This is a genomic window from Clavibacter sp. B3I6, from assembly GCF_030816895.1.
Lineage (GTDB): Bacteria > Actinomycetota > Actinomycetes > Actinomycetales > Microbacteriaceae > Clavibacter.
This window is the reverse complement of the sequence record NZ_JAUSYL010000001.1, coordinates 2,085,413-2,109,390: the sequence shown is the minus strand read 5'-3', so window position 1 is coordinate 2,109,390 and position 23,978 is coordinate 2,085,413. Positions and strand designations below refer to the sequence as shown.

Here is a 23,978-nt window from a genome sequence, read left to right as displayed (position 1 = left end):
AGCCTCTCGGGGGGCTCGGCGAGATGACGCACTCCCCGGCACGATCGCGCACGGCTCTCCGGGTGCTGGCCGTCGCGGCGGCGGTCGTCGCGGTCGCTCAGGCCGTCGTCGGCGTGCTCGCCCTCACTGCCGCCGAGGGCCGCGAGGTGATGACCGCGATGGGGGCCGCTCTCCTCGTGTCCGCGGCCGTCTTCGTGGTCATCGCCGTCCTCTGCGCCGTCGCCCTCCGCAGGATGCGCTAGCTCCGGATCGCCCCGGCGGCGGATCCGCGCAAGGGCGCCCGAGGCCCCGGGAGTGCCGCAGGATGGACCCATGACGCCGCTCCCCGTGACCGACCTCGCCGCCGAGCTCCGCGAGGTGACCGCGCACTGGACGCCGCGGGTCGTCGGGCGGGTGAACGACCAGTACGTGAAGGTCGCGAAGCTGCGGGGCGAGCTGACCTGGCACGCGCACGAGGCCGAGGACGAGATGTTCCTCGTGGTCTCGGGCAGGCTCCGCATCCAGCTGCCCGACGACCAGGAGGTCGTGCTCGGACCCGGGCAGTTCCACGTCGTGCCCCGCGGCGTGCAGCACAACCCGGTCGCCGACGAGGAGGTGGAGATCGTCCTCATCGAGACCGTCACCACCGCGCACACCGGCGACGTGATCGTGCCCGGCACCGTCCCGGTCGAGCGGCAGGTGGGCGGCTTCCGCTGATCCGCGGGTGCGACCTCGACGGCGGGGCGGCTCCGCCGTGAGCGGAACGGCCCGACCGCGGCCCGCGCGCCGCGTACCGTCGGCCTCAGCGCGACGCGGCGCCGCCCACCCGGGCGGGCGGATCCTCGCCGCGCGGGAAGCGGGTGCCCCATGGAACTGGTCTTCGTGCACGGAGCGCTGGTGCGCGACGGAGCGTGGTGGTGGCGGCCGGCAGCCGATCTGCTCGAGGCGCGGCTCGGGATCCGCAGCCGCGCGGTCGAGCTCCCGTCCTGCGGGGAGACGGCGTCGGGGCGGCCCGAGGGCGGTCTCGTCGAGGACGCGGTCGCGCTGCGTGCCGTGCTGGACGAGGTCGGCGAGGCGGTCGTCGTAGGCCACTCGTACGGCGGCACGGTCGTCGCGGAGGCGGGCGCGCATCCGGCCGTCGCCCATCTGGTGCTGATCTCGTCGTACCTGCCCGCAGCCGGTCTCGCGCAGGGCGGCATCATGGGCGGCGAGCCGGATCCGGTCGCGATCGGCGACGACGGCCACGGAGCCCTCGCGCTCGCCGGTCTCGACGCGGCGTCGTTCGGCGCCCGGTTCCTCCACGACGCGGATCCCGCCACGCAGCACGAGGCCTTCCGCCGCACGACCGCCCAGTCGCCGGCCGCATTCACCACCCCGACGACCGCCGAGGGGTGGCGCGGGGTCGACTCCACCTACCTCGTCTGCGCGGAGGACCGCAGCACCACCGTCGGGCTGCAGCGGGCGCACGCCGCCCGGGCGACCCGATCCGTCGAGCTCCCGACGGGGCACCACCCCTTCCTGACGCGTCCGGACCTCGTGGTCGACGCGATCGCCGAGCTGCTGCAGCAGGGGTGAGGCGACCGCGCCGTCAGCCGAGCACGCGGTCGGCCGCCGCGAGCAGCACGTCGAGCAGGGCGGTCATCTCCGCGAGCGCCGCGTCGGCGGGCTCGTCGGGCAGGCTGCCGCGGCGCATCGCGGATCCGGCGTCGACGGCCGCGACGAGGTCGGCCGCGAGCTTCCAGCGGAGCGCGACGGAGGCGTCGAGACCGCGGCGGACGACGTCGGCCGGCACCGCGGATCCCGCCCGGCGCAGGCCGTCCGCGCAGCGCTCGACTGCGTCGTCCTACGCGGCCGCCACGACCGCCGCCGGGGCGTCGCCCCGACGGACGGAGGAGAACAACAGTGACGCGAGGTCCGCGCCCACCGGCCCCGGGCCCATCGACTCCCAGTCGATGAGCACGATCCCGTCGCCGGCCGCGAACACGTTGGCGCCCGTCGCGTCGTGGTGGCAGAGCGTGCGCGGCAGGCCCTCGAGCACGGCGCGCACGCGGTCCTGCGACGCCAGCAGGCGGGCGGCGGCGGGGATCCGGTCGCCGAGCAACGCCCTCGCGCGCGGTCCGGGCGCGGCGAGGATCCGTGCGCCCGCCGCAGCCGCCTCGGGCTGCGCGTGCCGGTCGATCCAGCCGGGGAACAGCCAGGGATCCGCCGGCGGCCGGCCGAGCCAGCGCCCGCCGAGCGCGCCCAGCGCCTCCGCCGCGTCGAGCAGCGCCGCCCGGTCGAGCGGGCGCGGCCCGCGGTGCTGCACCTCCTCGATCCACAGGGTGACGCCGCCGTCGGCGTCCTGCGCCGTGCCGTGGGCACGCGGTGCGCGGATCCCCGACGGCAGCGCGTCGAGCAACCCCGACCGGTAGGCGGCCAGCTCGCGGGCGCCGTTCGCGACGAGGTACGGCACGGCCAGCGCCGGACCCTCGGTGCGCTTCTCGACGAGCGACCACGGGCGGCGCGTCCCGTCGGCGGTCACGGCGACCCCGCGGATCCGCGTCACCGACCGGTGCGCGAGGAACGCGTCGTACTCGAGCGGCTCGCGTCGGACGCCCTCCAGCGCGGCGACCGGCCGCCCGACGAGGTCGCCGACGGGGGCGCGCAGCCCCGGGTCCCGCTCGTCGTCCATCCCCCGACGCTAGCGACCCGCGGGCGGCGGTCAGCTCTCCGGATCGTCCCCGAACTCCCGCACCTCCTGCGCGCACCGGCACGCGGCCGCGATGCGCGCCGCCCACGCGTACGCCGCCGCGCGGTCCGGCAGGTCGAGGATCGAGTAGCCGCCCTCGAGCCGGCTCGTCTGCGGGTAGGTGCCCGGGGTCACGGATCCGTCGGCCGCCACGCGCACGGGCGGCACGGACTCGTCGATGCCGCCGCCGAAGACCCAGACGCCCGCGGCCTTCGCCTCGCGCACCACCTGGTGCGACTCGTCGACCACCGTCTGCCACTCGCCGTCGGGCACGTCCATCTCGCCGCTCGGGAACGAGATCAGGTACTTCGTCATCTCCGGCCTCCTCGCCGTCACCCGCGCCGTCGTCGCCGCGATGGGGACATCCTGCCGCGGGATCCGGCCGGCGGCGAGGTCAGGCGGCGTCGCCCGTCAGCTCCATCCGCATGAACACGCTCGCCCGCGCGTACGGCACGTGACCGGCCTCCTCGGGCGCGACGTGCCGGAACCCGACGGCCTCGTAGAGGTGCACGGCCGCCGGGAGGTCGACGCTGCTGGCGAGCACGAGCGTCGTCGCGCCGCGGCGGCGGGCCTCGGCGACGGCGGCGGCGAGCAGCAGGCGCCCGGTGCCGCGGCCGCGCACGGTCTCGTCGACCGCCATCTTCGCGAGCTCCCACACGCCGTCGCCCTCGGGGATGAGGGCGACGCAGCCGAGCACCCGGTCGCCCGCGCGCGCCAGCAGCACCTCGCCGCCGCGGTCCACGATCTGGCCCCGCGGATCCGACAGCACGCGCTCGTCCTCGGGCTCGATCACGAAGTGGGTCGTGATCCACGCCTCGTTCAGCGCGCGGAAGGCCCGGGCGTCACGGGCGTCGCGCAGGGGGCCGATCTCGAGGGGCGGGGTGTCGGCGGGGGCGGTGCGGGTCTCGGGTTCCGTGCTCATGCCCCCAGCCTCCCCGCTCCAGGCGCGCGCTGTCCAATATGGAAGCGCCTCCATCGATAGCCTCACTGCATGGATCTGGACCTCGCCCTCGTGCGCGCCTTCCTCGCCGTAGCCGACGAGTTGCACTTCGGACGCGCGGCCGAGGAGCTCGGGATCGCGCAGCCGGTGCTGTCGCAGCGGGTGCAGCGCCTCGAGCGGCGGCTCGGCGTGACCCTGCTCGCGCGCACCTCGCGGAGCGTCGCGCTCACCCCGGCCGGCGTCGCGCTCCGGGAGCGCGGCCGGGCGCTCCTCCGGCAGGCGGAGTCCGGGCTCGACGAGGTCGCGCGCATCGCCCGCGGCGAGGTGGGGCGCCTCGACATCGGCATGGTGCACTCCACGGTCGCCATCGACGCGGAGCACGGCGGTCCGATCGAGGGCATCCGCCGCTTCCGCGCCCGCCACCCGGATGTCGAGGTGCGCGTGCGCGAGGGCTTCACGGTCGACCTGATGGACGCCCTCCGCCGCGGCGAGCTCGACGTCGCGGTCGTGCGCGACCCGGATCCGATGCCGGGCGTCGACCTGCTCGAGCTCATGACCGAGCCGTTCGTGGCGGTGCTCCCGGTCGCGCATCCGCTGGCCGCCGCCGACGAGGTGGATGCCGCGCTCCTCGCCGACGAGCCCTTCGTCTTCCCGCCGCGCCGCGCGAGCGAGGACGCCTACCGCCGGAACCTGGCGCCCGTCACCGAGCGCGGACGGCTGATCCGCGTGGTGCAGGAGGGCTCGACCTGGTCGATGATCGTGCACCTCGTCGGCGCCGGCCTCGGCGTGACGATCGCCCCGCGGAGCGCCACCGTGGGCGCACCTGCGAGCGTCCGGGTGCTGCCGCTGGCCGGATCCACCGCGACCTCGGGCGTGCACCTCGCCACCCGCGCCGACGACCGCCGCGCCGTGGTCGACGCGTTCCTCGCGGCCCGCCTCGGCTGACGGGGTCGGGTGCGGCCGGCACCCGCTCGGCCGCACCCGCTCGATATCGTGGGCCCCACCCGCGCCACCCGCGCGGCGTTCGAGGAGGAGCACCCATGAGCAGCTACGCCGTCACCGATCCGACCACCGGCGAGACCGTCGCCGAGCATCCCGAGATCACCGCCGCGGAGCTGCAGGACGCGATCGCCGCGGCCGAGGGCGCCTACCGCGGCTGGTCCCGCCGCACCACGATCGCCCAGCGCGCGGCCCTCATCGCCCGGGTCGCCGAGCTGCACGGGGAGCGCCGGGACGAGCTGGCCCGCATCATCGTGCGCGAGATGGGCAAGCCGCTCGACCAGGCGCTCGGCGAGGTCGACTTCGCCGCCGACATCCACTCCTACTACGCGCGGAACGCCGAGGAGTTCCTCGCCGATGAGCCGATCGCGCTCGCCGACGGCACCGGATCCGCGTTCGTGCGCCGCTCGGGCCTCGGTGTGCTGCTCGGGATCATGCCGTGGAACTTCCCGTACTACCAGGTGGCCCGGTTCGCGGCGCCGGCGATCGTCACGGGCAACGCGATCCTCCTCAAGCACGCACCGCAGTGCCCCGAGTCGGCCGCGGCGATCCAGCGGATGTTCGCCGACGCGGCCGCCGAGCTCGGCACCGACCCGGGCGTCTACGTGGACGTGCGCGCCACGAACGCGCAGGTCGAGACGGTCATCGCCGACCCGCGCGTGCAGGGCGTCTCCGTCACCGGATCCGAGCGGGCGGGCGCGGCCGTCGCGGAGATCGCGGGGCGGCACCTGAAGAAGGTCGTGCTCGAGCTCGGCGGATCCGACCCGTTCATCCTTCTGTCGACCGACGACCTCGACGCTGTCGTGCAGGACGCGGTGGCTGCCCGCCTCGACAACAACGGCCAGTCCTGCAACGGCGCCAAGCGCTTCCTCGTGATCGACGCCCTCTACGACGACTTCGTCACGCGCTTCACGGCCGCGCTCACGGCGGCCCAGCCTGCGGATCCGATGGCCGACGGCACCCTGCTCGGCCCGCTCTCCTCGCGCGCCGCGACCGAGCGCCTCACCGAGCAGCTGTCCCGCGCGGTGGCGCAGGGCGCGACCTTCCTCGCGAGCGGGGAGCCGGTCGGCAACATGTTCCCGCCGGCGGTGCTCGCCGACGTGACGCCCGAGATGGACGCCTACCGCGAGGAGTTCTTCGGGCCCGTCGCCGCGCTGTACCGCGTCTCCAGTGAGGAGGAGGCGATCGCGCTCGCCAACGACACCCCGTTCGGCCTTGGCTCGTACGTCTACACGACCGATCCGGAGCAGGCGCTGCGCGTCGCCGACGGCATCGACGCGGGCATGGTGTGGGTCAACCTCGTGCTCGGCGACGCGGCCGAGCTGCCCTTCGGCGGCGTCAAGCGCTCGGGCTCCGGCCGCGAGCTCGGCCGCCACGCGGTCGACGAGTTCGCCAACCGGAAGCTGATCCGCATCGCGTGACGGGCGGGACGGCAGCGCGGGGGCGCGGGACCTAGTCGGCTCGCCCCGTCGCGTCCTCGCGCACCGGCCATCCGATCTCGGTGACGCCGCCGCCCGTCGGCGCCTCGCCCAGGTACGCCTCCCGCAGCGGGCCGGCGGCGCCGACGCCCTCCCGGGCCACGTGGGCGCCGAGCGCCGCGTACGCCTGGCCGATCGTGTCGTCGGACCCCTCGTGCGCGACGACCGCGAGGAGCGTCGCCGGCAGGGTCTCCACCCGGGCGGGGCCGCGCGCGGGCGGCGCGGCGGACGCGGCGAGCGGGAGGAACAGCGCCGCCGCGCCCCGCTCCTCCAAGAACAGCTCCGTGGACCACAGCCCGCCGAGCGGGCCGACCACGTCGTCGGGCGCGCACGCGTCCCGGAGCGCCGCGCGGGTCGCGCCGAACCACTCGCCGAGGTCGGCGAGGTCGATCTCGTCGCGGATGACCAGGGCCCGCGTCGCCGGGACCCGCCGCAGCTCGACGGGCACCGGCACGTCGGCGAGCATCGCGTGGATCGCGTCGACGGACGCCCGCGTCTCGGCGAGGAGGCGCTCCATCCGCGCGAGGTGCTCGGCGATCGCCGCCCGGCGCTCGCCCTCGTCGGTCGCGGTGAGGACGCGGCGCACCTCGTCGACCGGCATGTCCACGGAGCGGAGGTGGTGGATCAGCCGGGCGTCGTGGATCTGCTCCGGCCCGTAGAGGCGGTAGCGGGTGCCGGCGTCGACGGCCGTGGGCTCGAGCAGCCCCACCCGGTGGTAGAAGCGCAGGGCCTTGGCGGTGAGCCGCGTGGCGCGGCTGAACTCCCCGATGGTCATGACGGACGGCGGCACGGCCCCATCCTGCCGCCTCGCCCGGGCCGCGGCCTCCGCGCGCTTGACCTTCCCCTCACGGGAAGGGCGACGCTCGTCGTGAGGCGAGGTGATCCCCGCCGGACCCGTCGACACGAGGAGCAGCCATGACCCACCCCGCACCGAATCCGAGCCCCGCCCCGACCGCTCTGCCGGAGGCCGTCCAGCGGTACCTGAACGGGCGCGATGCCGGCGCGCCGAGCGCGGCGGCGGCGCCGTTCGCGGAGGGCGCCGTCGTCGAGGACGACGGGCGCACCCACCGGGGCCGGGCGGAGATCGCCGCCTGGCGGACCGGCGCGGCCTCGGCGTTCCGCTACACGAGCACGCGGCTCGCCACCACGGTCGAGGCTGCCCGCGTCGTGCTGGTCGACCGGCTGGAGGGCGACTTCCCCGGCGGCCGGGTGGATCTGACGAGCGTCTTCACGCTGGACGAGACGGGCGCGATCGCCGCGCTCCGCATCGCCGTCGCCGACTAGGACCCGGGCCGTGAGCCCGGCGGCGCCCCGCCCTGTCAAGGCCCCTGGCGCCGCCTGGCGCCGGTGCTTCGGTGGGGGCATGACCAAGCCCATCACCCCCCGCGTCCACGGCCTCATCGACTACGGCTTCGCCGCCGCCAACCTGCTCGTCCCGCGCCTCCTCGGGCTCAGCCCGCACGCCCGCGGCCTCTTCACGGCCTTCGGCCTCATCCAGGGCGGCCTCAACGCCGTCACGGTGCAGCCCGTCGCGGCGGCGGGGATCGTGCCGTTCTCCGTGCACGGTGCGATCGAGAGGAACAGCGGGGTCGCCTACCTCGCCGCGCCGATCGCCGTGGGCGTGCTGAGCGAGCCGCGCGCGCGGACGTGGTGGATCCTCGGAGGCGTCGCCCTCGTCACCGTCTACGCCCTCACCGACTGGGACGCGAAGAGCACCGGGCGCTGACGGCCGCGCCCCCGCCGCGCCCGCGCCCGTGTCCTCGTGTGACGCGCGCGCTCGCCACGGCGGGGCCCGGCCCGGCATCGTGGCGTCATGGTGAAGGTCACGACGGCGCCGATCGAGCAGATCCGCACCCAGCGCACGAGCATCAAGTGGACGCGGTTCCCCGCGGACGTGCTGCCCCTGTTCGTGGCCGAGATGGACTACGCCATCGCCGAGCCCGTCGTGGAGGAGCTGGTGCGGCGGGTCCGCGCCTCCGACGTCGGCTACCTCGACGGCCCCGGGCCGCTCGCGCCCGCGTTCGCCCGCTTCGCCCGCGAGCGCTGGGGCTGGATCGTCGACGAGAGCCGCGTGCGCATCGCCACCGACGTGAGCGTCGGCATCGTCGAGACCCTGCGCCTCGCGGTGCCGCGCGGCGGCCGCGTCGTCGTGACCCCGCCCGTGTACCCGCCGTTCTTCGAGCTCGTCGAGGAGGCGGGCGCCCGGATCGAGGAGGTGCCGCTCCTCGTCGACGCGGGCCGGGCGTCGCTCGACCTCGCCGGCCTCGAGCGCGCGTTCGCCTCCGGGGTCGACGCGTTCCTCCTCTGCAACCCGCACAACCCGATGGGGCTCGTGCACGACGCCCGGATCCTCGCCGAGGTCGCCCGGCTGGCCGCGCGCCACGACGTGCTCGTGATCAGCGACGAGGTGCACGCGCCCCTCACCCTGCCCGGCGCCCGCTTCACGCCCTTCGCGCCGCTGGCCGAGTCGCTCGGCGCCAGCTCGATCTGCGTCACCTCCGCGAGCAAGGGCTGGAATCTCGCCGGCGCCAAGTGCTCCGTCGTCGTCGCGGGGGACGCCCGCACCCACGAGCTGCTCGACGGGTTCGTGGAGGAGGTCGCCTGCCGCACGAGCATCCTCGGCCTGCACGCGAACGTCGTCGCGTTCTCCTGTACCGACTGGCTCGACGATGCCATCGCCCGAATCGTCGCGAACGACGCGCTCCTCGCGTCCCTGCTCGCCGAGCACCTGCCCGGCGTCGTGCACCACCGCCCCCAGGCGGGGGCTACCTCGCCTGGCTCGACCTCCGTCCGCTCGGCCTCGGCGCCGACCCGACGGCCGTGATCCTCGACCGCGCCCGCGTCGCCCTCAACGCCGGCCACTGCTACGGATCCGGCGGCGCCGGCCACGCCCGCCTCAACCTCGCCTGCGATCCCGACGTGCTCCGGGAGGCCGTGCGGCGCATCGCGGCGCTCGCCGGATCCGCGCCCGCCTCCACCGCGCCGCCGCCCCCCGCCGCGGCGCCCACCGGCGCGGCACCCCGCGCCGCCTCGCCCGCCGCCCCCGCCCTCCGCGCCCGCCCCGCCATCCACCGAGGAGTCCCCGCATGACCGACCGCATCCTGACCACGCACGCCGGCAGCCTCCCGCGCACGCCGGAGCTGACCCGCCTGCTCGTCGCCCGCGACCAGCGCCGGCCGTTCGACGCGGACGAGCTCGCGGCCGTCACCGCCTCCTCCGTCGCCGACACCGTGCGCCGGCAGCTCGAGACCGGGCTCGACATCGTCAACGACGGCGAGGTGCCGCGCGTCGGCTTCTCGACGTACGTGCGGGAGCGGATCGACGGGTTCGGCGGCGCCGGCCACCGGAAGCCCACGCTCGATTCGCTGAAGTTCCCCGAGTACGCGGCGTTCCAGGCGCGGCAGATCGTGGAGGGCGCCGACGTCGCGCGCGTCTGGGATCCGCCGGTCGCGCAGGGCCTCCTGACGTACGACCCGACGCTCGCCGGGATCACGGAGGACCTCGACGGCTTCGCGCGCGAGCTCGCCGTGCAGGCGGACCGCGGCCTGGCGCCCGCGGGCACCTTCTTCTCGGCGGCGACCCCGGGCATCGTCTCGACGACCCTGCTGCTCGACGCCGCGAACCCGCACTACGGCGACGACCGCGCGTACGTCTTCGCGCTCGCCGACCAGCTGAAGACCGAGTACGACGCCATCGTCGCGCGCGGGCACGTCCTGCAGCTCGACGCACCCGACCTCGCGATGGAGCGGGTGATCCAGTTCGGCGACGCCACGCTCGACGAGTTCCTCGCCGCGGTCGACCTGCACGTCGACGCGCTCAACCACGCGATCCGCGACATCCCGCCCGAGAGGGTGCGCCTCCACGTCTGCTGGGGCAACTGGCAGGGTCCGCACCAGGACGACGTGCCCGTCGACGTGCTGCTCCCGCACCTGTACCGGGCGCGCGTCGGCGCGTTCAGCATCCCGCTCGGCAACCCCGCGCACCAGCACGAGGCCCCCGCGTTCCGCGACCACCCGCTGCCGGAGGGCGCCGTCCTCATCCCGGGGGTGGTGGACGTGACCACCAACTACCTGGAGCACCCGCAGGTGATCGCGAAGCGGATCCTCGAGGTCGTCGACGCCGTCGGCGACCCCGCCCGGGTGATCGCCGGCACCGACTGCGGCCTCTCCACCTTCGCCAGCTACGAGTTCGTCGCGCAGGACGTGGCCTGGGCGAAGCTCGGCGCGCTCGTCGAGGGCGCGGCCATCGCGTCGACCCGGGTGTTCGGCGCATGAGCGTCGTCGAGGGGATCCACCGGGCCGACGCGCCGATCGTGCCCGGCGCTCCCGCCGCGGCCGACGCTCCCGCCGCGCCCGAGGCATCCGACGCGCCGGTCGCGGTCGGCTTCGCCACGCGCCAGATCCACGCGGGCGCGCCGCTCGACGCGGACCACGGCGCGCGCGTGCCGCCCGTGCACCTCACCGCCGGCTTCGTGTTCGACAGCTTCGCCGAGGCCCGCGACCGGTTCGCCGGCGTCGACGAGGGCTACCTGTACACGCGCAACGGCAACCCGACCACCGACGAGGTCGAGAAGCGGCTCGCCGAGCTCGAGGGCGGCACCGAGGCGGTCCTCGTCGCGAGCGGCCAGGCCGCCACGACCACCGCGCTGCTGTCGATCCTGCAGGCCGGGGACCGGATCCTCTCGTCGAGCAGCATCTACGAGGGCAACCGCGGCCTCTTCCGGCAGAACCTCGGCCGCCTGGGCATCGGGGTCGACTTCGTGGACGACCACCGCGACCTCGACGAGTGGGCCCGCCGGATCGGCCCCGACACCCGCGTGCTGTTCGGCGAGCCCATCCCGAACCCCAAGAACGACCTGCTCGACCTCGCGGGCATCGTGGAGGTCGCGCACGCGCACGGCCTGCCGTTCGTGGTCGACGACACCCTCGCGACCCCGTACCTGCTCCGCCCGATCGAGCACGGCGCCGACGTCGTCGTGCACTCCACGAGCAAGTTCCTCGCGGGCCACGGCTCCGTGCTCGGCGGAGTGGTCGTCGACGGCGGCACCTTCGACTGGGCCGCGCGGCCGGATCTCTTCCCGCACCTGAACCAGCCGGAGCGGTCGTTCGGCGGCGCCAGCTGGGCCGACCGCTTCGGCCGCGGGGCCCTCATCGCGTACGCCCGCGAGGTCGTCGCGTCCCGCTTCGGCCCGACCCCGGCGCCGTTCAGCTCGTTCCTCCTGCGGCAGGGGATCGAGACCCTGTCGCTGCGCGTCGAGCGGCACTCGGCGAACGCGCTCGCCGTCGCGCGCTTCCTGGAGGCGCGGCCGGAGGTGTCGTCGGTCGACTACGCGGGCCTCCCCTCGAGCCCGTCGCACGACCTGGCGCGGAGGTACCTGCCCGACGGGCAGGGGTCCGTGTTCTCGTTCACGCTCGCGGGCGGGGAGCCGGCGGCGGAGGCGTTCACCGACGCGGTGCGCCTCTTCAGCCGCATGACGCACCTCGGCGACGTGCGCTCGCTGGTGCTGCACCCCGCGTCCACCACGCACGCGGGCCGGACCCCGGAGGAGCGCGACGCGGCGGGGATCTGGCCGGGGCTCCTGCGCGTCTCCATCGGCATCGAGGACATCGCCGACATCCTCCGCGACCTCGAGCGCGGGCTGGCCGCCGTGCGCGCCCTCCCCGCGACGCGCGACCGCGACGCCCGGCCCGCGACGGGGAGCTGACGGTGGCCCGCCGCCAGCACCTCGGCTGGTTCCTCTCCCGCGGCTTCGGGCCGCAGGGCTGGGGCCACCCGTATCGCGAGTGGAACCACGACTGGACCCGCCCCGGCCTCTACCAGCAGTCCGCCCGCGAGCTCGAGCAGGCGGGCTTCGAGCTGATCGTGATGGAGGACGCCGTCTCCCTCGGCTCGCCCGAGACGCTCGACCTCCGGGTGCGCGGGGCGTACGGCGGCCCGAAGCACGACCCGCTGCTGCTCGCGCCGTGGCTGTTCGCGGCGACCGAGCGGATCGGGCTGGTGCCCACCGTGAACGCCGGGATCACGCCGCCGTACCTCGCCGCCCGGCAGGCGCAGACGCTGCAGCACCTGAGCGCCGGCCGGTTCGGGATCAACCTCGTCACCGACGTGGGCAGCGCCCGCCACGTGGGCCTCGACCCGCTCTCGCACGACGGCGCCTACGACCGCGCCGACGAGTGGATGGAGGTGGTCCGCCGCCTCTGGCACAGCTGGGACGGCGGCGCGCTCGTCGAGGATCCCGCCTCCGGCCGCTTCGCGGACGGCGCGCTGCTCGACGCGTTCCAGCACCGCGGGGAGCACTTCTCCGTCGACGGCCCGCTCAACGCCGTGCCGTCCGCGCACGGCGACCCGGTGATCGTCTCGCCCGGCGGATCCCCGCGCGGCCTGTCCTTCGCGGGCACCCAGTCCGACGTGCAGCTCGGCCTCGCGCCGCTCGAGCCCGGGAAGCTGCTCGCGTACCGGGCGAAGGTCCTGGAGGCGGCGGCGCGGCACGGCCGCGGGCCAGAGGACATCCGGATCCTCTTCGTCGTGAAGCCCGAGATCGTGCCGAGCGAGGAGGAGGCGCGACGGGTCGTCGACGCCTCGCGCCACCCCTCCGACGACGTGCTCCGGGCGATCGCGCTCGGCTGGTCGAGCGACCTGGAGACCGACCTCACGGGCCTCGACCTCGACCGGCCCGTCGACCGCGGCGTCTTCGGCGAGCACGTCTCGCACGGCACCATCGCCGGGCTCTACGGCGGCACCGAGGACGCGCCGCTCCGGGAGCTGCTCACCCGGAAGGCGCGGAAGGGCCTCGTCGCCGAGCGGGCCGGCTTCGTCGGCACGGCGGAGGCGTTCGCCGACTTCGTCGAGGAGCTGGGCGACGACGCCGACAACGACGGCCTGCTGCTCTCCGGCGACCTCCACCCCGTGACGCTGCACCGGATGCTCGACGACCTCGTGCCCGTGCTCCGCCGCCGCGGGATCCTCCGCGACGAGCTGGCCGCGGGAGGACTGCGCGCGAACCTGTTCGGCTGAGGGAGGGCGGGCGCTCGGAGGGCGGGCGGCGCCATTCCGGGACCTGCCGGCCGCGGACGGCTCAGGCTGCGCAGGTCCCCGCGATGTCGCGCAGGCGGCGCCGCACCGCCGCGAAGGACGCGACGAGGGTCGCGTCGAGGCCCGCGGTGCGCGCATCCGCCCACTCGTCGAAGGCCGCGCGCACCGCGACGCCCGCGAGCTCGGTGACGAGCCGCGCCTCCTGCGCCGTGATGCGGCCGCCGAACGCGTGCGTGATCCGCTCGGCCAGCTCCCACGAGCGCGTGGCGTCGAGGGAGACGGCCGTCGCCCGCAGCTGCGGCTCGTCGGCCATGAGGCACCGCACGCGCAGCTGCTGGTGCGCGACGGCGGCGAGGTCGCCGTCGAGGGAGGCGAGCACCCGCTCGTAGACGGCCTCGAGCTGGGGGAGCGGCGCGGATCCGCGGTCGACGTCGGCGAGCCAGGCGTCGAGCGGCGCGTCGAACACCGGGTGGAGCGTGAGGACCGACTCCTCCTTGCTGGGGAAGTAGCGGAAGCACGTGCGGTCGGAGACGCCGGCGGCCTGCGCGATGTCGTGGATCGTGGTGGCCGCCATGCCCCGCTGCTCGAAGAGGGAGAGCGCGGCCTCGGTGATCTCGGTGGTGGTGGCCATGCGCCGTCGCTCGCGGAGCCCCGCGCCGGCGATCCCGCTCGCTTCGTCCACCCGTCACCTGCCGTCCGTCCGGCGTCTGCCGTCGACGCCGATTGTGTCATAGACTGCCAGAAGGTCCGAATCTGACATCCGGCCCCATCCAGCCCCGCAGCGTCGCGCGTGCCCGCCATCCACTCCCGGAGAACCCATGACCACGCCGCCCTCCGCCGACACCGCGCGCGACGCCCGCCGCCCGGCCGACGCGACCCTGCCGACCACCGCCCACGCCGCCGCCGACCGCGGCGCCACCCCCGAGGACGAGCGCCTGCCGCAGGGCGCCGGCCTCGTCATCGGCCTGCTGGTCGTCGCCGCCTTCGTCGTGATCCTCAACGAGACGATCATGAGCGTCGCGCTCCCGAGCCTCATGGCCGACCTCGACATCACCACGGCCACCGCGCAGTGGCTCACCACCGGCTTCATGCTGACCATGGCCGTCGTGATCCCCGCGACCGGCTTCATCCTCCAGCGCTTCTCGACGCGCCAGGTCTTCGGCGCCGCCATGACGCTGTTCTCGGCCGGCACGCTCATCGCGGCCGTCTCTCCGGGCTTCGGCGTGCTCCTCGTCGGCCGCGTCGTGCAGGCCAGCGGCACGGCGATCATGCTGCCGCTGCTGTTCACGACCGTCCTCAACCTGGTGCCCGCCGCCCGCCGCGGCCGGCTCATGGGCATCATCTCCATCGTCATCGCGGTCGCCCCGGCGATCGGCCCGACGGTGTCCGGCCTCATCCTCAGCTCGCTGTCGTGGCGCTGGATGTTCTGGATCGTCCTGCCCATCGCGCTCGTCGCGCTGGGGCTGGGCCTCTGGAGGATCACGAACCTCACCACCCCGCGGAAGCTCCCGTTCGACATCCTCTCCCTCGTGCTCTCCACGCTCGCGTTCGGCGGGCTCATCTACGGCCTCAGCAGCCTGGGCGAGTCGGCCGAGGGCGCCGCGCCCCTGCCGCTCTGGGTCCCGATCACCGTCGGCGCGCTCGCGCTCGCCGCGTTCATCGCTCGCCAGGTCTCGCTGCAGCGCGACGACCGGGCGCTCATGGACCTCCGCACGTTCCGCAGCCGCCCGTTCACGGTGTCGATCATCATGGTCGCGATCATGATGATGGCGCTGTTCGGCAGCCTCATCGTCCTGCCGCTCTACCTGCAGAACGTGCTGGAGCTCGGCACACTCGAGACCGGCCTGCTGCTGCTCCCCGGCGGCGCGCTCATGGCCGTCATGTCGCCGTACGTCGGCCGCCTCTTCGACCGCGTCGGGCCGCGCCCGCTCGTGATCCCCGGCGCGATCATCGTCTCCATCGCCCTCTGGGGCATGACCGCGATGCTGCACGAGGGCACGTCCATCGGCTGGGTCATCGCCGTGCACCTGGTGCTGAACGCGGGCCTCGCGCTCATGTTCACGCCGCTGTTCACCTCGGCCCTCGGCTCCCTGCCCCCGCGCCTCTACTCGCACGGCAGCGCGACGGTCTCGACGATGCAGCAGCTCGCGGGCGCGGTCGGCACGGCCCTGTTCGTCACGGTGCTCACCACGACGACGGTCGGCGGCCTGGAGGACGGCATGTCCGAGGTCTCCGCGACCGCGGCCGGCGTGCAGGCGGCCTTCATGATCGGCGGCTTCATCTCGCTCGCCGCCATCGTGGCGTCCTTCTTCGTGCGGCGCCCGACGGAGCCGCTGCCGGAGGGCGTGGTCGCGCACTAGCGCGTCCGTCCGGCGCATCCAGCGGGTCTTGGCCCGGCCCGGCCCGGCCCGGCTCCGTTCAGTCCCAGGACGCGGAGCCGGGCGGCACCGCCGCCCGCGTGCCTCCGCGCCAGCGCGCGATCGACTGCTCCACGTACTCGCCGACGAGCGCCGGCAGGTCGATGCGCGGATTGTGGATCCACTGGATCTCGAGCCCGTCGAGGATCGCGAGGAAGCACGCGGCCTCGTAGTCGAGGGTCGCGTCGTCCAGCGGCGGCACCTGGCCGAGGTCCACGGCCTCGGCGATCCGGCGTCGGATCTGCGCGATCGTCCGCGCGTAGCGACCGCGCATGTAGACGTGCGCGGGATGGGTCGCGTCGCTGGTCTCGGTCGCGAACGTCAGGTACAGCTCGAGGAAGCCGCGGTGCTCCACGTGGTATTGCATGAGGTCGACGAAGGCGCGGAGCGCCGGGAGGCCCGGGGCGGCGTCGGAGACGAACGGCTGCTGGCGGTCCCACTGGCGGAGGACCTCGGTGAGCAGCTCCTCCTTGCGGTAGTAGCGGAGCACGGCCGCGGGGGAGACGCCCACCTCGTCGGCGATCTCCTTGATGGTGGCCGCGCCGTAGCCCCGGATGCCGAACACGCGCACGGCCGCGGCGACGATCTCCGCGCGTCGCCGCACACCCGTCGAGTACGGGCCGCGGGCCGACGAACCAGGACCGGCGGCCGATCCCGTGGCCGCGCTCTCATCCGCATCAGCGCGCGGAAAGTTTTCCTCCGGCCCCGCGGACCCGCGGCGCTCCGGGGCGGCGCTTCTCGACTCGGTCACGATCTCGTTGCTCCCTCTTGTGCCTCCATGGGCCCGGACGTATGGTGACTCAACCGTAAACGGTGCGTCAGCATTCGTCGTGCGGTGATCAGCTAGGGACGAGGGCGTCGTGGGCGAAGAGGTGTTCGGTGTGGGCCTGATCGGGGCCGGACCGGTAGGGCAGGCGATCCACCTGCCGACGTTGGCGCGCATGCCCGACCGCTTCCGGGTCGTCCACGTGATGGACGTCGACGCGGCCGTCGCCGAGCAGGTCGCGGCCCGGGCCGGAGCCCGGCACTCGACCGACGCGGACGCGCTCATCGCGGATCCCGAGGTCGCCGTGGTCGTCATCGGCAGCCCGAACCGCTTCCACGCGGAGCAGGTCATCGCCGCGTGCCGGGCGGGCAAGCGCGCCGTCCTCTGCGAGAAGCCGCTCGCCGTCTCCGTCGAGGAGGGCCGGGCCATCGCCCGCGCCTCCGCCGAGCACGGCGTGCCCGTGGTCGTCGGCACGATGCACGCGTTCGACCCCGCCTGGATCGCCGCGGTCGACGCGTGGGAGGCCACCGGCAGCGCGCCGCACACCGTCCGGATCTCGGCCGTCATCCCGCCGAACCCCGACTCCGAGGACTCCGCCACCGAGATCGTCGGCCGACCGGCTCCCCGCGCGGCGGGCGAGCCCGACGTCGAGGCGCGCGCGGCCGCCGTCAGCGGCGGCGTGCTCGGCCTCGCGATCCACGACCTCCCGCTCGCCCGCCGGCTCCTGCCCGACGCGCCGCCCCGGGTCCTCAGCGCGCGCGCCCTCCGGCCGTGGGGCTACGAGATCGTCGCGATGGTCGGCGAGAGCGTCCTCGAGGTGCACGGCATCGGCGGCGCGTCCTGGGATCCCGAGTGGACGCTCGACGCCGTCGCCCGCGACCGCTCGCTCCACCTCGACTTCTCCCTCTCCTACGTGCACGCCGGATCCAGCACCGCCGCCCTCACGGACGCCCGCAGCACCACCGGCTGGGGCCCGTTCCCCGACAACGGCTACATCCGCGAGTGGGAGCACGTGCACGACGTGATCACGGGTGCCGCGGAGCCGGTGCCGATGGACGTGCTCCTCGCCGACCTTGGGCTCGCGATCGACATCGCCGAGCAGGCCTCGGTGCTCATCCGGGCGGACGGCGACGCCGTCCGCGCCTCCCGGACGGAGGTCGCGGCATGACCGCCCTCACCCTCCTCATCGACCCCGCCGCGTCGCCGGCGCACGCGGGCACGGCGGCCGCGACGCTCGCCTCCCTGCCGGAGTCCTTCCGCCGCACGGAGGAGGCGGGCGACGTGGTCGTGGTCGCGGGCACCCCCGGCTGGGCCGGCCGCGCGACCGCCGCCGCCCGCGCCGGGGCCCGCGCCCTGCTCGTGCTCGCCCCCGGCGCCGCGGACGACGAGGAGCTCGCCGTCCTCGCCGCGACCGGCGTGCCCGTGGTGCTCGACGTGCCGTGGCGGCACGACGAGGCCGTGCGCCGGGTGGCCCCGCGGATCCACCGCCTCGCCGCCCCGGGCGCCCTGCTCGAGGCGCGCGCCACGCTCGCCGACGGGGACGACCTCGAGGGCCCCGCCCGCGCCCTCGCGCTCACCGCGCAGGCGCTGCTCGGCTCGCCCCTCACCGCGCTCGCGCCGCTCGCCCGGACGCCCGACCACCTGATGCTCTCCGGCACCTCCGCCTCGGGAGTGCAGGTGATCGTCAGCGCGGTGGTCACGGCCCACGCCCACCGGTGCGCCACGTTCCGCCTCGTCGTCGGCGACCGCGCCGCGCACGTCGCCCTCCCGGCGCCGGACACGGCGGCGCCCGGCCGCGCGAGCGTCACCGACGCCGCCGGCCGCGAGGACCTCCCCGTCGTCTTCGAGTCGGGCCATCGCACCGCGATGCGCCTCGCCCGCGACGCCGCCCACGGCCGATGCGTCCCCGACGACGTCGCCGACCTCCGCTCCCTCCTCGCCGCCGCGCCCGCGCTGGCCGGCGGGCGGGCGAGCTGACCCACGATCCCTTCCCCTCCACCACACATCAGGCACCACAACATGCAACGGAGCACGAAATGCCACAGCAGTCATCCAGCGCCTTCGGCAACGGACTCACCCGTCGATCCCTCCTGAGCGCCGGCGTCGGCGCCGCGGCGGTCGGCCTCCTCGCCGCCTGCAGCGGCGGCGGCGGCGGAGGCGCGGGCGGAGGCGCCGGCGCCCCCCTCAAGTTCTGGAACATGCCCTGGGGCGCGCCCGCCTTCCTCACCGAGGACAAGGCGATCTCCGCGGCGTACGAGCCCGCGAGCGGCATGGGCAAGGTCAGCTACCAGCAGGTCCAGTGGGCCAACTTCACGCAGACCTTCTCCACCGCCGTCGCGGCGAACAACGGTCCGGCCGTGAGCTCCGGAGGCGGGACGACGGCGTTCCTCTTCGAGTCGCAGGGCAAGATCGCGTACGCGGACGACCTCATCGAGTCGTGGAAGTCGAACGGCATCTACGACGACTTCCTGCCCGGGCTCGTCGACACCCTGAAGACGGCCAACGGCTACGCGGCCGTCCCGTACAACCTCGACATGCGCATGTACTGGTACCGCAAGGACCTCCTCGAGAAGGCCGGTGTCGAGGCGCCCACCGACTGGGACACGTACGAGGCCGCGTGCGCCGGGCTCAAGAAGATCGGCGTCTACGGCTACGGCACGCGCTCCGGCGCGGGCGCCTTCACCGGCTTCCACCAGATCGTCGCCCACATGATCAACAACGGCGGCGGCCTGTTCGACCCCGACCAGAACCCGGACGTCGTGACGGACAAGAACATCGAGGCCGTCGAGTGGGTCCTCGGCATGGTGAAGAACGGCTACGTGGACCCCCGCAGCGCCACCTACACCTCCGACAACGCGTACCAGCAGATGGACGCCGGCACGTTCGGCATGCTCTGGGACGGCGCGGGCGCCACGGCGAACGTGAGCCCGGAGACCGCGGCCAACATGGTGGTCGGCGACCCGCTCGTGGGCCCCGGCGGCGAGAAGGGCGCGCTCTACTTCCCGAACAACATCATGATGTACAAGTCGACGCCCAGCCAGGAGAACAGCGAGGCGTTCCTCACGTACTACTACCAGAACATGAAGTCGCTCTGGACGAAGCAGACGGGCATCGGCCTGCCGCCGCTGAAGTCCATCGCCGAGGAGGCGTACGCGGACGACGCGAACACCACGAAGATCCTCAACGACTGGCAGCCCATCTCGAAGACGTGGGGCGCCCCCGGGTCCAACACGGTCTTCCAGAACGTCACCAAGGTCGACGGCACGCAGCCGACGATCTCGTTCGCGCAGGCCGTCCTCGGCGGCACCGTCACGGCGCGCGAGTCCCTCGAGAAGCTCCAGAAGGAGCTCGAGGCCGGCGCGTGATGCGCGACCACCGGGAGGTCATGACATGGACGGGGTGAGCTGATGGCGGTCGACACGCGCGTCGCCGACAAGATCGGGCTGGCGCGTCGCGGAGTGGGCGTCGCCGGCTCCGGTCGGCGGCCCACGGAGCCGCGCAAGCGCTCCGGCAAGACGCCGCTCGGGCGTGCGGGCGCGACGCTGGCGTTGTTCGCGCTGCCGTCGCTGATCCTGCTCGTGCTGCTCAACGTCTACCCGGTCGTCTACTCCTTCCTGCAGTCGCTGCAGCAGGGGACGCCGTCGACGCTGCCGTGGGAGACGCCCTTCGTCGGGCTCCAGAACTACACCGACGTGATCACGTCGGAGCAGTTCCGCAACGCGACGACGTTCACGATCGTGTTCACGGTCGTGGGCGTCTTCGGCTCGTGGCTCGTGGGCCTCGCCCTCGCGCTGCTGCTGCGCACCCGGATCCCCGCCAACGGGCTCTTCAAGGTGCTGCTGCTGCTGCCGTGGATCGTCCCGGTGGTCGTGTCGTCGACGTCGTGGAACTGGCTGGTGGCGACGCCCCAGAGCCCGGTGCCGATCATCCTGGAGACGCTCGGGTTCCCTGACGCGAACTTCCTGGGCGACCCCGTGCTCGCGCAGGTCGTGGTCTGCGTCTTCAAGGTCTGGATCAGCTTCCCGTTCATGCTGATGATGATGTCCTCGGCGCTCGCGTCGGTGGACACCAACGTCTACGAGGCGGCGAAGATGGACGGCGCGAGCGCCTGGCAGGCGTTCCGCGGCGTCACCCTGCCGATCATCTCGCGGACCACCTACATCAGCTGGGTGCTGATGACGATCTTCTGCGTCAACGACTTCCCGACGATCTTCCTGCTCACGCAGGGCGGTCCCGTGAACGCGACGACGTCGCTGATCGTGCTGGCGTACCAGCAGGCGTTCCAGAACCTGCAGACCGGCCCGGCGACCGCGGTGGCCTTCATGATGACCGCCGTGCTGGTCATCGTGTCGACCCTGCTGTACCGGCAGATCAAGAAGGCGGACATCGAATGAGCCAGCCACTCGCGGCCGTCGGCGCCACCTCGGCGACCGTCGGCGACATCAAGCGCACGTCCGCGAAGGAGCGGGAGCAGAAGGGCCAGTGGTGGCGCTTCCTGTTCATCGCGGTCATCACGCTGATCGTGATCACGCCCATCCTCGCGGTGCTGTTCCTCTCCACCCAGCCGGGGCAGAACTCGACGGCCACCGGGTTCACGCTGGAGAACTTCCAGCGCGTGCTCGGCGGCACCGACGTGATGATCTGGCTCGGCAACAGCCTGCTCGTCGCGCTGGTGACGGTCGTGGTCTCGGTCGTCATCGCCGCTCCCGCCGGGTACGTGCTCAGCCGCTCGCGGTCGCGGCTCGTCTCCGGGTACTCGCTCGTGCTGTTCGTGGTGCAGGCCCTGCCGGTGGTGACGGCGGCGATCCCGCTGTTCATCACGTTCTCGGCCATGGGCCTCATCAACACGCTGCAGGGCGTGGCGATCATCTACATCGGGTCGACCATGTCGGTCGCGATCTGGATGATGGCGGCCTACATCGACTCCATCCCGATCACCCTCGAGGAGGCGGCGTGGATGGACGGCGCGAGCGTGTTCAGCGGCTTCATCCACGTGGTGATGCGCAACTCCCTGCCGGGCATCCTCTCGACCGCGATCTTCTCGTTCCTGCTGGCGTGGAACGACTACCTGATCGCGCTCCTGTTCCTGCAGGACTTCACGAAGTACACCCTCCCCATCGGCCTCAACACGTTCTTCCAGCAGAACGCGGCCGACTGGGGCTCGGTGATGGCGGTCGCGGTCATCATGATGCTGCCGCCCGTGCTGATCTTCGCCTTCCTGAACAAGTACTTCAGCGTCGGCGGGATCGGCGGGTCGCTCGCCGGGAGGTGAGCCGACCGGCCGCAGCGCGGCAAGCCGCAGCGCGGCCGGGACCCGGGTGAGGCCGTGTCCCGCACGAGAGCCCGTCCTCGCGATCCATCCGGATCGCGGGGGCGGGCTCTCGTCGTGCGCGGGGCCCTGCGGCGGTCACACTCCGTCACGTACCCGCGTGCACCCGCCGCGACCTGACAGGCTGCCGGGCACCTGGACAGGAGCACCCCGTGACGATCACCGCACCGGCGCACGTCGCCGCCACCTCGGGCCCGCCCCGCCCTGTCCCTCCCCGCACTGTCCCTCCCACGGAATGGCCGCTCATGACGGACGAGTTCACGTTCAGCATCACCATCACGCCCTTCGACGAGGACTACGCGCCGGCGGAGAGCTCGCGGGTCACCACCAACTTCGCCAACCTGGCCCGGGGCGAGCGCCGCCGGGAGAACCTCCGCGACGCCCTGGCGCTGATCGACGACCGGTTCAACGGCCTCGCGCACGCCGACAACCCGGACCGGGACCGGTACACCGTGGGGCTCGACATCGTCTCCGTGGGGCTGCGCTTCGCCGCCGACCGCGGCGAACGCGAGTTCCCCCTGCTGGAGATCCTGAGGACCCGGATCCTCGACCGCCGGACCGGTCGATGTCACCCGGGGATCCTGGGCAACAACCTCTCGTCCTACATCCGCGACTACGACTTCAGCGTGCTGCTGCCGGCGCACGGCCGATCCCGGCCCGGATCCGTCGCCCCTGACGACTTCGGGGTCCTGCACGGCATGCTCTTCCGGCACTTCCGCGACTCCGACCTCTACGCCGAGCACTCGGCGACGCCGCCCGTCGTCTGCATCAGCGTCTCGACGAGCAGGACGTACCGGCGGACCGGGTTCCAGCACCCGGTCCTCGGCGTCGAGTACCAGCAGGACGCGTCCTCGCTGACCGACCGGTACTTCGCCGAGATGGGGCTGCAGGCCCGCTTCTTCATGCCGCCCGGCAGCGTGGCGCCCCTGGCGTTCTACTCCTCGGGTGACCTGCTCGCCGACTACTCGGACCTGCAGCTCATCGGCACCATCAGCACGATGGAGACCTTCCAGAGGATCTACCGGCCCGAGATCTACTGCGCCCGCGCGGTCGCCGCGGACGTCTACCGACCGGACCTCACGGCCGAGGACCACGCGCGCCCGACCATCACGTACGACCGCGAGGAGCGCGGACGGCTCGCGGTCGAGCAGGCGAGGTACGCGGAGGAGCACCTGATGGAGCCGCACGGGGAGCAGCTGCGGCGATGGGCCGCCGAGCGCGTCGGGGCAGCCCGATGACCGGCCGGGGATCCCGGGCCACGGATCGTCTGCTGCCCACCGCGCCCGTCGGCAGCCTGCCGAAGCCGTCCTGGCTCGCGCAGCCGGAGACCCTGTGGTCCCCGTGGCGGCTGGACGGCGACGCCCTGGTCGAGGGCACGCAGGACGCCCTGCGCGCCGCCGTCCACGAGCAGCACCAGCGGGGCATCGACATAGTCAGCGACGGGGAGCAGACCCGCCAGCACTTCGTCACGACGTTCGTCGAGCACCTCTCCGGCGTCGACTTCGAGCGCCGGGAGACCGTCCGCATCCGCGACCGGTACGACGCGAGCGTGCCGACCGTCGTCGGTGCCGTCAGCCTCGAGGAGCCGGTCTTCGCCGCCGACGCCCGGTTCCTGCGCCAGCAGACCGACCAGCCGATCAAGTGGGCGCTGCCCGGTCCGATGACGATGATCGACACCCTCGCCGACCGCCACTACGGGAGCCGGGAGGAGCTGGCGTGGGAGTTCGCGGGCATCCTCAACGAGGAGGCGAAGGCGCTCGAGGCCGCGGGAGTCGACATCGTCCAGTTCGACGAGCCCGCCTTCAACGTCTTCTTCGACGAGCTGAAGGACTGGGGGGTCGCGGCCCTCGAGAGGGCGGCGGAGGGGCTCCACGTGGAGACCGCCGTGCACATCTGCTACGGCTACGGGATCAAGGCCAACACCGACTGGAAGGCGACGCTCGGGTCGGAGTGGCGGCAGTACGAGGAGTCGCTCCCGCTCCTGCAGCGGTCCACGCTCGACATCATCTCGCTGGAGTGCCACCACTCGCACGTCCCGATGGAGCTGATCGAGCTCGTCCGCGGGAAGAAGGTCATGCTCGGGGCCATCGACGTGGCGAGCGACGTCATCGAGACCCCGGAGGAGGTCGCCGACACGCTCCGACGGGCCCTCCGGTTCGTCGACCCGGAGCTGCTCCTCCCGAGCACCAACTGCGGGATGGCGCCGTTGGCGCGACCCCTCGCGCTGGGGAAGCTGAGCGCCCTGAGCGCGGGAGCGGCCATCGTCCGCGAGGAGCTCGGGGCCATAGGCTGAGCGGCGCGTCACGCACG

27 protein-coding genes are annotated in these 23,978 nt (G+C 73.8%); 20 read left to right on the top strand and 7 right to left on the bottom strand.

Annotated elements, in window-relative coordinates; translation table 11 throughout:
• The first annotated feature begins 23 nt into the window (after positions 1-23).
• The 3 genes from QFZ62_RS10105 (at position 24) to QFZ62_RS10095 (ending at position 1,554) form a co-directional block, all read left to right on the top strand.
• Entirely contained in the window at positions 24-242 is a 219-nt protein-coding gene (locus tag QFZ62_RS10105) for a hypothetical protein (RefSeq protein WP_307505092.1), read from the top strand.
• A 70-nt stretch (positions 243-312) separates the two neighbouring features.
• On the top strand, positions 313-696 hold the full coding sequence (locus QFZ62_RS10100; RefSeq protein WP_307505090.1) for a cupin domain-containing protein: 384 nt from the start codon (positions 313-315) through the stop codon (positions 694-696).
• Between the two features lie 150 nt (positions 697-846).
• Positions 847-1,554, top strand: coding sequence for an alpha/beta fold hydrolase (locus tag QFZ62_RS10095; protein ID WP_307505087.1), 708 nt, complete (start codon positions 847-849; stop codon positions 1,552-1,554).
• 13 nt (positions 1,555-1,567) lie between these two features.
• Here the strand turns inward: QFZ62_RS10095 and QFZ62_RS10090 are convergent, their stop codons facing one another.
• The 4 genes from QFZ62_RS10090 to QFZ62_RS10075 all read right to left on the bottom strand — a co-directional run bounded on the left by QFZ62_RS10090 (position 1,568) and on the right by QFZ62_RS10075 (position 3,629).
• Positions 1,568-1,771 carry a hypothetical protein gene (locus tag QFZ62_RS10090; RefSeq protein ID WP_307505085.1) on the bottom strand — a complete coding sequence of 68 codons (204 nt, stop codon included), beginning with the start codon at positions 1,769-1,771 and terminating at the stop codon, positions 1,568-1,570.
• Positions 1,772-1,822: 51 nt separating this feature from the next.
• Positions 1,823-2,650 (bottom strand): phosphotransferase family protein, encoded by an 828-nt coding sequence (locus QFZ62_RS10085; protein WP_307505082.1) that lies wholly within the window; start codon positions 2,648-2,650, stop codon positions 1,823-1,825.
• A 30-nt stretch (positions 2,651-2,680) separates the two neighbouring features.
• On the bottom strand, positions 2,681-3,022 hold the full coding sequence (locus QFZ62_RS10080; protein ID WP_307505079.1) for a transcription initiation protein: 342 nt from the start codon (positions 3,020-3,022) through the stop codon (positions 2,681-2,683).
• 79 nt (positions 3,023-3,101) lie between these two features.
• The gene (locus QFZ62_RS10075; protein ID WP_307505076.1) at positions 3,102-3,629 is read right to left on the bottom strand and encodes a GNAT family N-acetyltransferase; all 528 of its coding nucleotides are present in this window, start codon (positions 3,627-3,629) and stop codon (positions 3,102-3,104) included.
• Positions 3,630-3,698: 69 nt separating this feature from the next.
• Here QFZ62_RS10075 and QFZ62_RS10070 point away from each other — a divergent pair, with 69 nt between their 5' ends.
• Both QFZ62_RS10070 and QFZ62_RS10065 read left to right on the top strand, forming a co-directional pair.
• Positions 3,699-4,592, top strand: a complete 894-nt coding sequence (locus QFZ62_RS10070; protein ID WP_307505073.1) for a LysR family transcriptional regulator — start codon at positions 3,699-3,701, stop codon at positions 4,590-4,592.
• Positions 4,593-4,687: 95 nt separating this feature from the next.
• Entirely contained in the window at positions 4,688-6,067 is a 1,380-nt protein-coding gene (locus QFZ62_RS10065; RefSeq protein ID WP_307505070.1) for an NAD-dependent succinate-semialdehyde dehydrogenase, read from the top strand.
• Positions 6,068-6,098: 31 nt separating this feature from the next.
• Here the strand turns inward: QFZ62_RS10065 and QFZ62_RS10060 are convergent, their stop codons facing one another.
• On the bottom strand, positions 6,099-6,914 hold the full coding sequence (locus tag QFZ62_RS10060) for a MerR family transcriptional regulator (RefSeq protein ID WP_307505068.1): 816 nt from the start codon (positions 6,912-6,914) through the stop codon (positions 6,099-6,101).
• Positions 6,915-7,039: 125 nt separating this feature from the next.
• Between QFZ62_RS10060 and QFZ62_RS10055 the strand changes: the two genes are divergently transcribed.
• The 7 genes from QFZ62_RS10055 (at position 7,040) to QFZ62_RS10030 (ending at position 13,138) form a co-directional block, all read left to right on the top strand.
• Positions 7,040-7,408: a nuclear transport factor 2 family protein gene (locus QFZ62_RS10055; protein ID WP_307505066.1), complete on the top strand. Its 369-nt coding sequence runs from the start codon at positions 7,040-7,042 to the stop codon at positions 7,406-7,408.
• 79 nt (positions 7,409-7,487) lie between these two features.
• Positions 7,488-7,850 carry a hypothetical protein gene (locus QFZ62_RS10050; protein WP_307505063.1) on the top strand — a complete coding sequence of 121 codons (363 nt, stop codon included), beginning with the start codon at positions 7,488-7,490 and terminating at the stop codon, positions 7,848-7,850.
• Between the two features lie 87 nt (positions 7,851-7,937).
• On the top strand, positions 7,938-8,948 hold the full coding sequence (locus tag QFZ62_RS10045; RefSeq protein WP_373425955.1) for an aminotransferase class I/II-fold pyridoxal phosphate-dependent enzyme: 1,011 nt from the start codon (positions 7,938-7,940) through the stop codon (positions 8,946-8,948).
• Complete coding sequence (locus tag QFZ62_RS15610) at positions 8,945-9,214, top strand: hypothetical protein (RefSeq protein ID WP_373425954.1); 270 nt, start codon at positions 8,945-8,947, stop codon at positions 9,212-9,214. Before QFZ62_RS10045 ends, QFZ62_RS15610 begins: the two co-directional genes overlap by 4 nt.
• Positions 9,211-10,398 carry a cobalamin-independent methionine synthase II family protein gene (locus tag QFZ62_RS10040; protein ID WP_307505060.1) on the top strand — a complete coding sequence of 396 codons (1,188 nt, stop codon included), beginning with the start codon at positions 9,211-9,213 and terminating at the stop codon, positions 10,396-10,398. The genes QFZ62_RS15610 and QFZ62_RS10040 overlap by 4 nt, the downstream gene beginning before the upstream one ends.
• Entirely contained in the window at positions 10,395-11,828 is a 1,434-nt protein-coding gene (locus QFZ62_RS10035; RefSeq protein WP_307505055.1) for an O-acetylhomoserine aminocarboxypropyltransferase/cysteine synthase family protein, read from the top strand. The genes QFZ62_RS10040 and QFZ62_RS10035 overlap by 4 nt, the downstream gene beginning before the upstream one ends.
• Before the next feature lie 2 nt (positions 11,829-11,830).
• The gene (locus QFZ62_RS10030) at positions 11,831-13,138 is read left to right on the top strand and encodes an LLM class flavin-dependent oxidoreductase (RefSeq protein WP_307505052.1); all 1,308 of its coding nucleotides are present in this window, start codon (positions 11,831-11,833) and stop codon (positions 13,136-13,138) included.
• A gap of 61 nt (positions 13,139-13,199) precedes the next feature.
• Here QFZ62_RS10030 and QFZ62_RS10025 read toward each other — a convergent pair whose 3' ends face one another.
• Entirely contained in the window at positions 13,200-13,787 is a 588-nt protein-coding gene (locus QFZ62_RS10025; protein ID WP_307505050.1) for a TetR/AcrR family transcriptional regulator, read from the bottom strand.
• A gap of 187 nt (positions 13,788-13,974) precedes the next feature.
• Here QFZ62_RS10025 and QFZ62_RS10020 point away from each other — a divergent pair, with 187 nt between their 5' ends.
• Positions 13,975-15,516, top strand: coding sequence for a DHA2 family efflux MFS transporter permease subunit (locus QFZ62_RS10020; protein ID WP_307505047.1), 1,542 nt, complete (start codon positions 13,975-13,977; stop codon positions 15,514-15,516).
• 58 nt (positions 15,517-15,574) lie between these two features.
• Here QFZ62_RS10020 and QFZ62_RS10015 read toward each other — a convergent pair whose 3' ends face one another.
• The gene (locus tag QFZ62_RS10015) at positions 15,575-16,177 is read right to left on the bottom strand and encodes a TetR/AcrR family transcriptional regulator (protein WP_307505043.1); all 603 of its coding nucleotides are present in this window, start codon (positions 16,175-16,177) and stop codon (positions 15,575-15,577) included.
• A 256-nt stretch (positions 16,178-16,433) separates the two neighbouring features.
• Here QFZ62_RS10015 and QFZ62_RS10010 point away from each other — a divergent pair, with 256 nt between their 5' ends.
• From QFZ62_RS10010 to QFZ62_RS09980, 7 genes are all read left to right on the top strand, one after another.
• Positions 16,434-17,507 (top strand): Gfo/Idh/MocA family protein, encoded by a 1,074-nt coding sequence (locus tag QFZ62_RS10010; protein ID WP_307505040.1) that lies wholly within the window; start codon positions 16,434-16,436, stop codon positions 17,505-17,507.
• Positions 17,504-18,316, top strand: coding sequence for a hypothetical protein (locus QFZ62_RS10005; protein WP_307505036.1), 813 nt, complete (start codon positions 17,504-17,506; stop codon positions 18,314-18,316). Before QFZ62_RS10010 ends, QFZ62_RS10005 begins: the two co-directional genes overlap by 4 nt.
• 59 nt (positions 18,317-18,375) lie before the next feature.
• Positions 18,376-19,704, top strand: a complete 1,329-nt coding sequence (locus tag QFZ62_RS10000) for an ABC transporter substrate-binding protein (protein WP_307505032.1) — start codon at positions 18,376-18,378, stop codon at positions 19,702-19,704.
• Positions 19,705-19,746: 42 nt separating this feature from the next.
• The gene (locus QFZ62_RS09995) at positions 19,747-20,733 is read left to right on the top strand and encodes a carbohydrate ABC transporter permease (RefSeq protein ID WP_307505030.1); all 987 of its coding nucleotides are present in this window, start codon (positions 19,747-19,749) and stop codon (positions 20,731-20,733) included.
• Complete coding sequence (locus QFZ62_RS09990; RefSeq protein WP_204568856.1) at positions 20,730-21,611, top strand: carbohydrate ABC transporter permease; 882 nt, start codon at positions 20,730-20,732, stop codon at positions 21,609-21,611. The genes QFZ62_RS09995 and QFZ62_RS09990 overlap by 4 nt, the downstream gene beginning before the upstream one ends.
• A gap of 302 nt (positions 21,612-21,913) precedes the next feature.
• Positions 21,914-22,906, top strand: a complete 993-nt coding sequence (locus QFZ62_RS09985; RefSeq protein WP_307505026.1) for a putative oxygenase MesX — start codon at positions 21,914-21,916, stop codon at positions 22,904-22,906.
• Complete coding sequence (locus tag QFZ62_RS09980) at positions 22,903-23,961, top strand: methionine synthase (RefSeq protein WP_307505022.1); 1,059 nt, start codon at positions 22,903-22,905, stop codon at positions 23,959-23,961. Before QFZ62_RS09985 ends, QFZ62_RS09980 begins: the two co-directional genes overlap by 4 nt.
• Positions 23,962-23,978 lie beyond the last annotated feature (17 nt).

Bases quoted from the DNA above. Each gene is read 5' to 3' on its own strand.
- QFZ62_RS10105 (WP_307505092.1), top strand. From the start codon at position 24: ATGACGCACTCCCCGGCACGATCGCGCACGGCTCTCCGGGTGCTGGCC.
- QFZ62_RS10100 (WP_307505090.1), top strand. From the start codon at position 313: ATGACGCCGCTCCCCGTGACCGACCTCGCCGCCGAGCTCCGCGAGGTG.
- QFZ62_RS10095 (WP_307505087.1), top strand. From the start codon at position 847: ATGGAACTGGTCTTCGTGCACGGAGCGCTGGTGCGCGACGGAGCGTGG.
- QFZ62_RS10085 (WP_307505082.1), bottom strand. From the start codon at position 2,650: ATGGACGACGAGCGGGACCCGGGGCTGCGCGCCCCCGTCGGCGACCTC.
- QFZ62_RS10080 (WP_307505079.1), bottom strand. From the start codon at position 3,022: ATGACGAAGTACCTGATCTCGTTCCCGAGCGGCGAGATGGACGTGCCC.
- QFZ62_RS10075 (WP_307505076.1), bottom strand. From the start codon at position 3,629: ATGAGCACGGAACCCGAGACCCGCACCGCCCCCGCCGACACCCCGCCC.
- QFZ62_RS10070 (WP_307505073.1), top strand. From the start codon at position 3,699: ATGGATCTGGACCTCGCCCTCGTGCGCGCCTTCCTCGCCGTAGCCGAC.
- QFZ62_RS10065 (WP_307505070.1), top strand. From the start codon at position 4,688: ATGAGCAGCTACGCCGTCACCGATCCGACCACCGGCGAGACCGTCGCC.
- QFZ62_RS10055 (WP_307505066.1), top strand. From the start codon at position 7,040: ATGACCCACCCCGCACCGAATCCGAGCCCCGCCCCGACCGCTCTGCCG.
- QFZ62_RS10050 (WP_307505063.1), top strand. From the start codon at position 7,488: ATGACCAAGCCCATCACCCCCCGCGTCCACGGCCTCATCGACTACGGC.
- QFZ62_RS10045 (WP_373425955.1), top strand. From the start codon at position 7,938: ATGGTGAAGGTCACGACGGCGCCGATCGAGCAGATCCGCACCCAGCGC.
- QFZ62_RS10040 (WP_307505060.1), top strand. From the start codon at position 9,211: ATGACCGACCGCATCCTGACCACGCACGCCGGCAGCCTCCCGCGCACG.
- QFZ62_RS10035 (WP_307505055.1), top strand. From the start codon at position 10,395: ATGAGCGTCGTCGAGGGGATCCACCGGGCCGACGCGCCGATCGTGCCC.
- QFZ62_RS10025 (WP_307505050.1), bottom strand. From the start codon at position 13,787: ATGGCCACCACCACCGAGATCACCGAGGCCGCGCTCTCCCTCTTCGAG.
- QFZ62_RS10020 (WP_307505047.1), top strand. From the start codon at position 13,975: ATGACCACGCCGCCCTCCGCCGACACCGCGCGCGACGCCCGCCGCCCG.
- QFZ62_RS10005 (WP_307505036.1), top strand. From the start codon at position 17,504: ATGACCGCCCTCACCCTCCTCATCGACCCCGCCGCGTCGCCGGCGCAC.
- QFZ62_RS10000 (WP_307505032.1), top strand. From the start codon at position 18,376: ATGCCACAGCAGTCATCCAGCGCCTTCGGCAACGGACTCACCCGTCGA.
- QFZ62_RS09995 (WP_307505030.1), top strand. From the start codon at position 19,747: ATGGCGGTCGACACGCGCGTCGCCGACAAGATCGGGCTGGCGCGTCGC.
- QFZ62_RS09990 (WP_204568856.1), top strand. From the start codon at position 20,730: ATGAGCCAGCCACTCGCGGCCGTCGGCGCCACCTCGGCGACCGTCGGC.
- QFZ62_RS09985 (WP_307505026.1), top strand. From the start codon at position 21,914: ATGACGGACGAGTTCACGTTCAGCATCACCATCACGCCCTTCGACGAG.
- QFZ62_RS09980 (WP_307505022.1), top strand. From the start codon at position 22,903: ATGACCGGCCGGGGATCCCGGGCCACGGATCGTCTGCTGCCCACCGCG.